The organism is Mesorhizobium sp. M0518 (assembly GCF_040321125.1).
In the GTDB taxonomy this organism is placed as follows: domain Bacteria; phylum Pseudomonadota; class Alphaproteobacteria; order Rhizobiales; family Rhizobiaceae; genus Mesorhizobium.
In genome coordinates, this window is the sequence record NZ_JAMYQY010000001.1 from 27796 (window position 1) to 40160 (window position 12365).

Consider the following 12365-nt stretch of genomic DNA (forward strand, 5'->3'; position numbering starts at 1 on the left):
TTCTCAGCGAACCCCTTTCACGAGGTCGCGCGCGGCGGTGATGATGTCGGGAACCTGCGGCACCGTCGCTTTCTCAAGTTCCGGATTGTAGGGGATCGGCGTTTCGGCGCCGCCCAGCCGCACGATCGGCGCATCGAGATAATCGAAAGCCTCGCTCTCGGCGATCATGGCACTGACTTCGGCGCCGATGCCCAGCGTCTTGACCGCTTCGTAGACGCATAGCAGCCGCGACGTTTTCTTGACGCTGTCGATGACGGTCTGCTTGTCCATCGGCCGGATGGTCCGGAGATCGACGACTTCGACGTCGATGCCTTCGCTCTCCAGCGCGGCAGCCGCGTCGAGCGCCTTCTGCACCATGATCGAGGTGGCGACGATGGTGAGATCCCGGCCCTCGCGGCGGATATCGGCCTTGCCGATCGGCACGGTGTAATAGCCTTCGGGCACCGGTCCCTTCATCTTGTAGAGCAGCTTGTGCTCGAAGATCATGACTGGATCGGGATCGGCGACCGCCGCCAAAAGCATACCCTTGGCATCATAGGGGGTCGCCGGCTGGATGACTTTCAGACCCGGCACATGGCCGAGCCAGGCCTCGAGGCTCTGGCTGTGCTGAGCCGCCGCACCAGTCCCGGAACCGGCGGGAAAGCGCATCACCACGGGAACCGAAACCTCGCCGCCCAGCATGAAGCGCATCTTGGCCGCCTGGTTGACGATCTGCTCCATGGCAAGCGTGGCGAAATCGGAAAACTGGAACTCGAAGATCGGCCGCATGCCGGTGAGGGCAGCGCCCACCGCAACGCCCGCGCCGCCCAGTTCCGAAATCGGTGTGTCGATGACGCGGTCAGCGCCGTAACGTTCGACCAGGTCGCCAGTGACCTGGAAGGCGCCGCCATAGACACCGATATCCTCACCCATCAGGAAGACGCGTTCGTCCATGTCCATGGCGATCGCCATGGCTTCCTGGATCGCCTGGGCGTAGCTCAGTTCACGCACCATCGCGTCCATCACGCCTGCTCCGTATACACGTAATTTCCGGTCTCGCTGATATCGGGCGATGGGCTCGCCTTGGCGAACTCGATGCCCTCGGCGATCTCTTGCGCCACGGCATCGCGAATGGCCTCGATGCCCTTGTCGTCGATGAAGCCGAATTCCCTGAGCTCGCTTTCGAACAGGGTGATCGGATCGCGGTTCGACATCCAGTCCTCGATCTCTTCCTTGGTGCGATAGCGGTTGCGGTCGCTCTTGGAATGGCCGCGATGGCGGTAGGTCTTGGACTCGATCAGCGTCGGCCCCTCGCCGGCGCGGGCTCGGGCGATGGCCTGATGAGACGCCTCGGCGACCTCGGAGAAGATGTTGCCGTTGACGATGACGCCGGGCATCGAATAGGCGGCGGCGCGCTCGGCGATGTTCTTGACGGCGGTCGAGCGGGCCGTCGATGTCGACATGCCATAGCCATTGTTCTCGCAGACGAAAATGACAGGCAGCTTCCAGACCGCCGCCATGTTGAGCGCCTCGTGGAAAGCGCCTTCATTGTTGGCGCCATCGCCGAAGAAGGAGACCACGACCTTGCCGGTCTTCATCATCTTGGAGGACAATGCCGCCCCGACGGCGATCGGGATGCCGCCACCGACGATGCCATTGGCGCCGAGATTGCCCTTGCCGACATCGGCGATGTGCATCGAGCCGCCACGGCCCTTGCAATAGCCTGTGGTCTTACCGAAGAACTCGGCGAACATGCGCTTGACCTCGGCACCCTTGGCTATGCAGTGGCCATGACCGCGATGCGTCGAGGTGATCTGGTCATCCTCGGCAAGCGGCATGCAGATGCCCATGGCGCTGGCTTCCTGGCCGATCGACAAATGCATGGTGCCGTGGATGAGACCGCGCGTGTAGCACTCCTCCGCGCCCTCTTCGAAGCGGCGGATCAGGTACATCTTGTGGAGCACCTCCCTGAGCTGCTCGGCGCTGTAGTGGCGGTAGACGAAGGGCAGATTGGCGCGACTGTCAGTGACGGCTTTGCTGGCTGTGGCCATGATCACGCTCCCACGGACCCATAGACGAGCTTGTCCTGGCGGGCGCGCAGTTCGGCGATCTTGGAGCCCGCCGCGGGCGCTGCATTCGCGTAGGTTATGAGCTCGCCCTTCTTGATCGGCGCGGTGACCGAGCCGCCCTGCAGCAGGCCGCAGGGAATGGCCTTGGCGGCGCGCGCCTCAGGCGTCGTCATGATCCAGGCACGATAGCAATATTCGCCGATCGCATCGAGCTTCTCGCCGGGCTTCATGTCCTTCTTGGCCACGGCGGCGACTTCGGCCACCGGTTTGGCCAGCGGCACCATGTCGGCCTTGCCGTAGAGCACGACGCGGGCGCAGGTCAGCGGCACTTCGAGCGAGGTCAGGTGATAGGGACGATGGAAAGTGAAATACGGGCCCTTGCCCATCTTCAAATCTTCCATGCGCTCGGAGATGCGCGGATGCGACATATCGGCAACGACGAAGACGCCGGGCGCGACACCCTTGCCGATCGAATAGTCGACGACGCCGACCCTCGACAGCACGCCGCCATCCTTCTGCGGCACCAGCACCTTGGACAGTTCGCCAAGCGTCGCCGCCGGGCCATGCATGCCGGCCTTGTCTGGAACCAGGCCGGTGGCATTGGCGATCGCCGCCATCTCGACCATGGTCTTGGAGCCGTCGACGAATTCGACCAGCATCCGCACGTTCATGTGCCGGCGCTTGGCCTCCTCCTCATAGTCGGGGGGAATCGCGTCGATGTTGAGCGGATTGTTCTTGCCCTTGCCTGCGGCAACGATCGGATGCCCCATCGCCGAAACGAATTCGATCAGCTCCATGCAGGAAGACGGCTCGTCGCCGGCGCCCAGCGAATAGGTGACGCCGAGCCGGTCGGCCTCGCTCTTCAGATAGGCGCCGATGGTGACGTCGGCCTCGACATTCATCATCACCAGATGCTTGCCATGTTCCATGGCGCGCAGCCCGATCTCGGCGCCGACGGCGGGAACCCCGGTGGCGTCGATGACGACGTCGATCAGATCGTTGTTGATGACCAGATTGGCGTCGTTGGTCACCGCGACCTTGCCGGCTTCCATCGCCGCGGTCATCGCCGAAGCGTTGGACACTTCGCGCGCATGCCCGGTTTCCTGGAAGGCGATATCGACCGCCTTGCTGGCGGCAGGCAGGTTCAGTTCGGAAATGGCGCCGATCTCGATGCCCGACATATGGGCGACACGGGTGACGATGTCGGTTCCCATCTCGCCCGAGCCGATCAGGCCGATGCGGATAGGCTTGCCCGACTTGGCGCGTTCCTCGAGATCGCGGGCAAGGCCCGTCAATGAAACATTGGAAGCCATACCGCTCGTTCCTCCCAAAAATGCAGGCTTGTTCGATTGCCTGACGGGTATTGAACATCTGTATTTCTGTCAAGACTAATGTCCAAATTCTCGTGCTTAAAACCACTTTCCCGGCAGCCCGAACCACGGAGGAAAACGAAGCTGGGAACCGCGCGGGGCGCAAAGACAGGTTCGCTCGCAGTCGCGCTGGAACAACGCCAGCGCGGAACGCTTTTTGGGATATGGACGGCTGTGAAATAAAAATACCGGAATATAAAACTATAAAATTTATCTTTCATGGCGTGTTCTCGCGTGCTAGCGTCGCGTCACGACTGGAAATGAAGTGCGCTTCCTGGGGTGGCCTTTTCCGGTCTGTTCCAAATAGGTCTGCCAAGGGACGTTGCGGTCGATGAAGATGAAAACGCCTGGCGAGAAGACTGTGTCCGGTGAGACTGAGGTGGCCAGCGCGCTGGAAGCCAGGTTGCGTGAGGGCTGGCTGGATTTCGCCCGGACCGAGCAGGCAATGGCGCGATACCTGCTCGCCAACATCCATGACATTCCCTTTGAAACTGGCGCCACCATTGCCGCCGGCGCCGGTGTAAGCGAGGCAAGTGTCACCCGTTTCGTACGGCGTCTCGGCTACACCGATCTCAAGGAAATGAAGCGTGGCCTGCGCTCCGCACCGAAAGCCGCTGGCCCGGGCCTGGACAGTGCCGAGTTGCGTTTCCGCATCGGCGGCGAAAAGCAGGAGCGGTTGGCTCGCAGCCTGGAGATGGAGCAGCAGGCCTTGACCGCGGCCTATGGCCTTGCCCAGGGCGAGATGTGGTCCGAAATTGTTCATCTGCTGAGCACCTGCGATCGCGTGAACTGCGTCAGCTTCCAGGCAGTGAAGGGATTGGGGCTCGATTTCGCGACGCGTCTGCGCTGGGTGCGGAGCGATGTCCGCTTTGCCGAAGGTTTGGGCGGCACGTTCTCGGAAATCCTCACCGATAGCGGCGAAAATTCTTGCGTGCTGCTGATCGACACGGCGGAATACGCAGCGATGAGTTTTCGGCTGTGTGCCCAGATCAAGCGCCGAAAGATTCCTCTGATCATCGTTACCGACAAATACAGTCATTGGGCATCTGAATACACAAAACTGGCGCTCGAAGTATCGACGCGCGTCGACCTGTACTGGGATTCGACGGCCGCGATAAGTTCGGTTCTGAACCTCCTCACGCATTCCGTTGCCGAGAAACTCGGCAAATCGGCCGAGACGCGGATGAATGAGCTGGAGGATATCGCCGGGATCCTGCGAACCTTCCACAAACCGCCACGGCGCGTCGCACGGCACATCAAAGAGGAAGAAGTCGAAGAATGACGATGCATCACCCGTTGCTGAAACCGCGGACTGTCAGGGCAAGCGCATGAAGTTGACGGAATACGCCGCCTATGACGGCGTTGGTCTGGCCGAGCTCCTGCGCAAGCGGGAAGTTACGCCGCGCGAACTGGGAAACTGCATCATTTCAGGGATCGCCGCGGTCAATCCGCAGCTCAATGCCGTGATCGAAACCTATGCCGATGCGATCGAAGCGCTCGGCGAGGTCCCCGGACCCGCACCTTTCCACGGCATGCCGACATTGACCAAGGATTTCCCCATCGAAGCTGGCCGGCCGGGAGAGTTCGGCAGCGTTCTCGCCAAGGGTTTCATCTGCGGCGACGATCACGCCTTCTGGGTGAAAATGCGATCCGGCGGCCTTGCCAATATCGGGCGTACCACCACGTCGGAATTCGGCATAGCGGCGGCAACCGAATCCTCCCTCTATGGTGCGACACGCAACCCCTGGGATACCAGCAGGGGTGTTTCGGGATCGAGCGGCGGCGCAGCCGCGGCCGTCGCCGCCGGCATCGTTCCTTTCGCGCAAGGCGCCGATGGTGGCGGCTCCATCCGCACCCCCGCCGCCTTTTGTGGTGTCGTCGGCCTGAAGCCGTCTCGTGGCCGGATCAGCGGCGCGCCGGAATCGAATGCGCCAATGCTGGGTCTCGCCATTTCATTCATGCTGACACGCTCGATCCGCGACACGGCGGCTTTGCTTGATCTGGGGTCTGGTGCGCTTCCCGGCGACAGCTATGAGATCGTCCCTCCAACCACCAGCTATGCCCAGGCGATCAAGACGCCACCAAAGGCTTTGCGCATCGCCCTGTGTACAACGTCCTGGTCCGGCTATCCGCTCGACGCCGAGGTGAAGGCGGCAGTTCTCGAAGTGGGCAAGAGGCTGGAGCAACTGGGCCACAAGGTCGTCGAAGCCGGGCCTGTGTTCGATTATGAGCGCTATCTGGCGGCACAGAAAGTGATCTGGGCAGCTTCTACGGCGCAGTCGCTCGACGAGTTGGCGGGCTTGCTGCGACGGCCAGTCGAAGAGGCCTGCCTGCAGCAGACGACACTTGCTGTCTATCGCCATGGCCGAACGCTGGACGCGGCAAGCCTGATCGCGGCCCTCGCTGTTTATGACCAGATCACGCGGACGGTTGGCGAATTCCTGGCCGTCCATGACGTGCTGGTGACGCCGACTTGCGCGATCTCGCCGGAGTTGCTCGGCACGTACAACCCGGATCGTCCCGGCCGCGACATCGATACGGTGTTCGCCGATCTGGCGCCGAAGGAGACGTTCAGCGCGCTCTTCAACGGCACTGGATCGCCGGCGATATCTCTGCCGCTCGGCTGGACGCAAAACGGCCTGCCGATCGGCGTGCAGTTTGTCGCCGCATTCGGACGCGACGATCTGCTGCTACGGCTAGGTGCGGTGCTTGAGGCCGACTACGCCTGGCACCAGCGCAAACCACCTGCCCACATCACCAAGACTGCTTGAACCAACAAGGACTGCTTGAACCAACAAGCATGGAACCGCCCCGGGAACATCATCAACGAAAATGGGAGATTGTCATGGACCGCAGAGTATTCCTCAAAAGTGCGGCGTTTGCCGGCTTCAGCATCGCGACGTTGCCGGCCACATTGCTTCGAGCCAATGCTGACGGCAGCAAGATACTGCGTATGGCCTATGGGGCCGAGGTTCTCACCCTGGACCCGATCAAAACCACTTACGGAGCCGATATCCTTATCCAGGGCATGATGTATGCACGCCTGCTGCATGCCAATGCCGATCGCACAGAAGTCGGCCCGGGCCTTGCCGAGAGCTGGGACATCGCGGATGACGGCAAGACCTATACCTTCCACCTGCGCGAGGCCAAATTTTCCGATGGGTCGCCGATCACGGCCGAGGACGTGGCGTTCAGCTGGAACCGCATGCGCTTCCAGAAGGATTCCGCCTATGCGGCGCCGTTTCAGCCCCTGACCAAGGTCGAGGCAAAGGACGCCAGGACAGTGGTGATGACGCTCGACCGCAAATTCACGCCCTTCCTGACGCTGACCGAAATCTGGAATACCGGCATCGTGCCGAAGGCAGCGGTCGAGAAAATGGGCGACGACGCTTTCGCCAAGGCGCCGGTCACATCAGGGCCGTTTAAATTCGTCGAATTGAAGCCGGGAGACCGCGTGGTCCTTGGCCGCAACGAGCATTATTACCGCCAAGGCGAGCCCAAGATCGACGGCGTCGAATTCCGCTATGTCCCGGACGACAACACCAGGGTCTCGATGTTGCAGGCGGGCGAACTCGACGTCTGCCTCGCAGTTCCGGCCCCGCGCATGGCCGAGTTGAAGGCCGCCGGCTTCCGGGCCGACCCTGAACCTTCGAGCACCACCTATGACATGCTGATCAACCATTCGGCAGAACCCTTCAACGACCTCAAATTCCGCCAGGCCGTCAGCTATGGCATCGACCGCACGGCCATCAATGCCGCGGTGACGCTGGGTCTCGGCACGCCGGCCAGTTCCATCATGAGCCCGACGCTCGATTTCTTCGACAAATCGCTGCCAGTCATTGCCCGAGACGTCGAAAAGGCCAAGGCCCTGCTGGCAGAATCCGGCAAGACCGGAGCCAGTTTCGAACTCATCCAGAATGCCGGAAGTGCCGACGAGGAAAAGGCGGCGGTGCTGATCCAGGCGCAGTTGGCGGAAGTCGGCATCACCGTCAACATTGCCAAGATCGATTCAACCCAGGCATGGACCCGCCTCGCCGATGGCGAGTATCAGGCGGAAATGAACTGGTGGTACAACGAGACGCGAGATCCCGACAACGCATTGCGCTGGTGCGTCTGGGGCGCGGGCGACAACAAGTCCTACTACACCCGCTACAACAACGAAACGGTCGACAAACTGATCGATGAAGCCTCGGGCGAGGCGGACAATGCCAAACGGGCCGAGCTCTATGCCCAGATCCAGAAGACCGTGGTGGACGAGGTGGCGCAGGTGGCGCTCTATCACCCGACGTGGCTCAACGCCTACGCCCCGAGCGTGAAAGGGTTGGTCCTGAACGTCGGCCTGCAATTCTCGTCCATCGGCGGGACCAGCCTGGATTGATCGGCACAGGATGCGAGACGGGGACGAGACACTTCGTCCCCGTCTCGCATCGATTTGACACCAGGATCCCGACCATGAATCGATTCTCCTTCGTGCTTAGACGGCCGATACAGTTGATCCCCGTGCTGCTGGGTATCAGTGTGATCACCTTCCTGCTGCTGCAAATGACACCCGGCGATCCGGTTCGCCTCATGCTTGGCCCCAAGGCCAGTCAGGAGGCGATCGAATTCGTGCGGGCGCGATACGGTCTCGATCAGCCCATCCCCGTGCAGTATTTCTATTACGTGCTGAATTGCCTGCGCGGCGATTTCGGTCAGTCGATCGCCTTCCGGGGTCCCGTCAGCGGCGTCATCGCGGCACGGATCGCGCCAACGGTTTTCTTGATCCTCTACGGCCTCGTGATCTCGCTGCTGTTGACATTCGCGCTCGCGGTCACCGCTGCCCGGCAGCGCGGACGGTGGATCGATCACCTCATCCGTCTCGTCTGCGTCGCGGGCGTCGGCGTGCCGTCCTACTTTGTCGGCCTGCTGTTGATCATGGGCTTCTGCCTGCGGCTGAAGATTTTCCCGGTATCCGGTTACGGACCGACCTTTATCAACAATCTGTGGCATCTGTTCTTGCCGGCCCTGACGATCGGTATCGGGGTGACGCCGATCCTCGCGCGCAATCTGCGCGCGACCTTCATTCAGCAGCTGGACAAGGATTATGCGATCGCCTGCCGCTCCAGGGGCCTGCCGGAAAGCTACATCTTTTCCCGGCATGTGTTCTGGAATTCCCTGTTGCCGACAGTCAATCTGCTGGGCGTCGTGGTCGCCTTCCTGATCGGCGGGACGGTCGTTGTCGAAAATGTCTTCAACATTCCAGGGCTCGGCAACCTGCTCATCCGCGGCGTTCTCACGCACGACCAGTTCGTCGTCCAGGCAGTGGCCCTGCTGCTTGCCGTAGGTGTCGTCATTTCGAATTTTGCCGTCGATGTCTTGACCGCCATTCTCGACCCACGGGTGGAATTATGAGCGATGTGATGCGAGGCAGCGGCCCCTTGGCCATGGCGCGGATCCGCACGATGCCGGCAACCTTGGCCATTGGCGGCGCCATCACCTTGGCCTGGATCGTCGTGGCCATTCTGGCGCCGGTGCTGACCAGTTTCGACCCGATCAAGGTCGATGTGATGCAGGCGCTGAAACCACCTGGCGCCGAGCATTGGTTTGGCACGGACGCCATCGGCCGCGATGTCCTGGCGCGGACACTGTTTGCCGCGCGCTACGATCTCGCCATGGCCTTCTTCGGCGTGGTCGGTCCGATCATCCTGGGGACGACCATCGGCCTCATCGCCGGCTACCTGGGCGGCAGGATCGATGCGGTGCTGATGCGCATCCTCGAGGTCACCGTATCATTTCCCTATTTCGTCCTCGTGATCGCCATCGTGGCCGTGCTGGGGCCCGGCCTCAAGAGCTACTTCATCTCGCTCACCTTGGTGAACTGGGTCAGCTATGCCCGACTTGTGCGGAGCCAGGCGCTGGTGCTGCGCGGCGTCGATTTCGTGCTGGCGGCACGTGGCATGGGTTTTGGGCATTTGCGCATCATGCTGTTCCACATCCTGCCGAATGCCATCGTCCCATCGATCGTCTTCGTCATGACCGATGCCGTGCTGGCCATCGTGCTCGGATCATCATTGGGTTTTCTCGGCCTCGGCGTACAACCGCCGACGCCCGAATGGGGCGCCATGATCGCGGATGGGCAGACCTACCTGACGACCGCATGGTGGATTGCGATCTTCCCAGGCATCGCCATCTGCCTTCTGGCGCTCGGCCTCTCCTTGACCGCTGATGGTCTCGCCCGCCTCCTGAACACGGAATCCTGAGATGAGCGACCTCGTCAGCGTCGAGAACCTCACCATCGACTTCACCACCGATTTTGGCGACGTCCACGCCCTGCGCGGCGTCAGCTTTTCACTAAAAGCGGGAGAGGTCCTTGGGATCGTCGGTGAATCCGGATCGGGCAAGACGGTGGCCTGCAGAGCCATCCTCAAGCTGATTGCCGGCAACGCACTGGTGAAGTCGGGCCGGATCATGTTCGAGGGCAGCGATGTCCTCGCCATGAAGGATGCCGAGCTGGGCCGGCTGCGCGGCGGGCAAGCGGCGATGATCTTCCAGAACCCGTCGGCGCATCTTGATCCGATCATGACGGTCGGGCGTCAGGTGGGCGAGGCGATGGTGGTCCATCAGGGCATATCCTGGCGGCAGGCCAATGCGCGGGCGGTCGGACTGCTCGAAGACATGCATATCAAGGACGCGCCAAGGCGCGCGGGCGCCTATCCTCACGAGCTGTCCGGTGGCATGCGTCAGCGGGTGATGATTGCGGCGGCCCTTGCCTGCGAACCGAAACTGCTGATTGCCGACGAGCCCACGACGGCACTTGATGTCACGGTGCAAGCTCAGATACTCGACCTGCTCCGCGGCATCCGGCGTGAACGCAACCTGTCGGTCATTCTGGTCTCTCACGACCTTGGCGTGATCGCGGAAATGTGCGACCGCGTCGTCGTCATGAAGGACGGTGCGGTGCTGGAAATCGGCTCGGTCGATCAGATCCTGCGTGACCCCGCCCATGAATACACGAAGCGCCTGATCGCTTCCCAACCCTCGCTGATGAAGCCGACCACGCATGCCTGCCCCGTGGCGACGGAACCGCATCTCCTGGTGAAGAACCTGTGCGTGAACTTCTACCCTGGGCAGAGCCTTGCGGCCTGGGCGACGCGCAAGCCGCCGCAAATCGTGCGCGCCGTCGACAATGTTTCGCTGGCATTGCGGCGCGGTGGGGCGCTGGGGATCGTCGGCGAGTCCGGTTCCGGCAAGAGCACCATAGCCCGGGCTATTGCAGGCCTTGTGCAGCCGCAACAAGGAGAGATCGAGGTGGACGGCCAATCGCTCGATCGCGCACTGAGGCAGCGCCGACCGGAGCAGGTTCGCAAACTGCAGATGGTGTTCCAGGACCCGTTCATGTCCCTCAACCCGGCGTTTACGGTTGCGCGAACTCTGGCCGAACCGCTGCGGCAACAGAACATCTGCCCGGAAAGAGACATCCCGGAGCGGATCCGTGAGCTGATGGAAAAAGTGGAATTGCCACGCCAGTTGCTGGACCGACGCACCACGCAGCTTTCCGGCGGCCAGCGGCAGCGCGTCGGCATCGCCAGAGCCCTGGCGCTGGAGCCCGAGATCTTGATCGCCGATGAAGTCACCTCCGCTCTGGACGTCACCATCCAGGCCCAGGTGCTCGGCCTCTTTGCGCGGCTGCGCCGCGAATTGTCGCTGACGCTGATCCTGATTTCCCACGATCTGGGCGTGGTGCGTTATCTCTGCGAGCACGTTGCGGTCATGCAGCACGGCAAGCTGGTTGAGTATGGCAATACGGAAGACGTTCTGGATCGTCCGCAGCAGGCCTATACCCAAGAGTTGATCGCCGCTATCCCGAAACTCTCGCGTCGAACGAGCAGCGGAATCCAACCAGGAGACACCCCGCTACTGGCCGCCGGAAGCAAATGCTAGACTAAAGCCTTCAGGGCCGAGCGTGATCGAGCACGGCAGCGTCAGCACCCAGGCAAGCAGCAAATTGCGTCGGGCGTTGCCGGAACGACGGCGGCGAACGGTTCCGGCTGCAATGGGGCGACGGTGCGCACGCCGAAGGTGGGCAGGAACCACTTCGCGCTGCCCGATTGTTCCAGCGGATGATCCGGTCTCGGAATGCCCGCCTCGCTGGAAACTATATCCACCATGTCCCACTCCAGATGCATTGCAGCAAAGAACTGGGAGACGCTAGACCGCACGATGAACCCTGTGTGACGCCGGCGAACGCCGCGTTCACGAACAGGCCTGCCGAAAAGCGGGTGGGCCACGCCTATTTGGCAATCTCGAGCAGGGACGATACCAACAACTCTCGCTCGTCTTTCGACAGGACATCCGAATCGAAGAGGTTCATGCTGCGCAATCCCTCGATGGCGAGATAGCAGATCAACAGCGATTTGAGATCCGGCGTTTCGCCCTTCAGCCGCTCGAAAAGCTGCCGCTTGAAGGTCTTTATCGGCATCATGAAATCGGGATCCTCGGCGATGGCCGAGAAGATCCAGGACGCCGACGGCTGCTTTTCCTCGCAATCATTGGCCGACAGCCTGATGTAGACGGCTAGGGGATTTTCGTCCTTGTCATTTGTGCGGGCGGCTTCCAGCGCGTGCTCGAACTCACGCAGATAGCCTTCGACCAAACCTTGCATCAATTTGGCCTTGGTCGGGAAGTTGTAGAGGAGCCCTCCTTTCGACACGCCGGCACGGCTGGCGACGGCATCCAGCGACAGGCTGCCTGGTCCGGATTCCCGGGCAACATCAGCCGCCGCAGCGAGAATCTTCTCGCGCGAATTCGGTCGTTGGGCTCTCATGGTGCCTCCCATCGCAAGCTTAGGCCCAATTGACAAGACCGTCCAGACGGTACAGTAAGACCGCCATTATTTGAAATCGGGACCCGCAGTCGATATGTGTCCCGATATCTGCGCTTCGCGCCGGATTTTCGACTGAGGGGACTT

At 61.6% G+C, this 12365-nt stretch carries 11 protein-coding genes; 6 read left to right on the forward strand and 5 right to left on the reverse strand.

Annotated features, from left to right (window positions below; all coding sequences use genetic code 11):
- Positions 1-3: 3 nt before the first annotated feature.
- The 3 genes from NKI66_RS00135 to NKI66_RS00145 are packed head-to-tail and all read right to left on the reverse strand — an operon-like array spanning position 4 to position 3361.
- Positions 4-1002: an alpha-ketoacid dehydrogenase subunit beta gene (locus NKI66_RS00135; protein ID WP_128305050.1), complete on the reverse strand. Its 999-nt coding sequence runs from the start codon at positions 1000-1002 to the stop codon at positions 4-6.
- Complete coding sequence (locus tag NKI66_RS00140) at positions 1002-2030, reverse strand: thiamine pyrophosphate-dependent dehydrogenase E1 component subunit alpha (protein WP_127261511.1); 1029 nt, start codon at positions 2028-2030, stop codon at positions 1002-1004. The genes NKI66_RS00135 and NKI66_RS00140 overlap by 1 nt, the downstream gene beginning before the upstream one ends.
- 2 nt (positions 2031-2032) lie before the next feature.
- Entirely contained in the window at positions 2033-3361 is a 1329-nt protein-coding gene (locus tag NKI66_RS00145) for an NAD(P)H-dependent oxidoreductase (RefSeq protein ID WP_352750491.1), read from the reverse strand.
- 436 nt (positions 3362-3797) lie between these two features.
- Here NKI66_RS00145 and NKI66_RS00150 point away from each other — a divergent pair, with 436 nt between their 5' ends.
- From NKI66_RS00150 to NKI66_RS00175, 6 genes are all read left to right on the forward strand, one after another.
- Complete coding sequence (locus NKI66_RS00150) at positions 3798-4700, forward strand: MurR/RpiR family transcriptional regulator (RefSeq protein WP_352554470.1); 903 nt, start codon at positions 3798-3800, stop codon at positions 4698-4700.
- Between the two features lie 46 nt (positions 4701-4746).
- The gene (locus NKI66_RS00155; protein ID WP_352750493.1) at positions 4747-6189 is read left to right on the forward strand and encodes an amidase; all 1443 of its coding nucleotides are present in this window, start codon (positions 4747-4749) and stop codon (positions 6187-6189) included.
- Between the two features lie 74 nt (positions 6190-6263).
- Positions 6264-7796, forward strand: coding sequence for an ABC transporter substrate-binding protein (locus NKI66_RS00160; protein WP_050592685.1), 1533 nt, complete (start codon positions 6264-6266; stop codon positions 7794-7796).
- A 74-nt stretch (positions 7797-7870) separates the two neighbouring features.
- On the forward strand, positions 7871-8809 hold the full coding sequence (locus tag NKI66_RS00165) for an ABC transporter permease (protein WP_023811025.1): 939 nt from the start codon (positions 7871-7873) through the stop codon (positions 8807-8809).
- Between the two features lie 50 nt (positions 8810-8859).
- Positions 8860-9657, forward strand: coding sequence for an ABC transporter permease (locus tag NKI66_RS00170; protein WP_155930577.1), 798 nt, complete (start codon positions 8860-8862; stop codon positions 9655-9657).
- A 1-nt stretch (position 9658) separates the two neighbouring features.
- Positions 9659-11338: a dipeptide ABC transporter ATP-binding protein gene (locus tag NKI66_RS00175; RefSeq protein ID WP_352442058.1), complete on the forward strand. Its 1680-nt coding sequence runs from the start codon at positions 9659-9661 to the stop codon at positions 11336-11338.
- A gap of 41 nt (positions 11339-11379) precedes the next feature.
- On the opposite strand, the gene NKI66_RS00180 is transcribed toward NKI66_RS00175, so the two are convergent.
- A complete protein-coding gene (locus NKI66_RS00180) occupies positions 11380-11565 on the reverse strand; it encodes a hypothetical protein (protein ID WP_352750495.1) in 186 nt (61 codons plus the stop codon).
- A gap of 122 nt (positions 11566-11687) precedes the next feature.
- Positions 11688-12221: a TetR/AcrR family transcriptional regulator gene (locus NKI66_RS00185; RefSeq protein ID WP_023811021.1), complete on the reverse strand. Its 534-nt coding sequence runs from the start codon at positions 12219-12221 to the stop codon at positions 11688-11690.
- Positions 12222-12365: the final 144 nt, after the last annotated feature.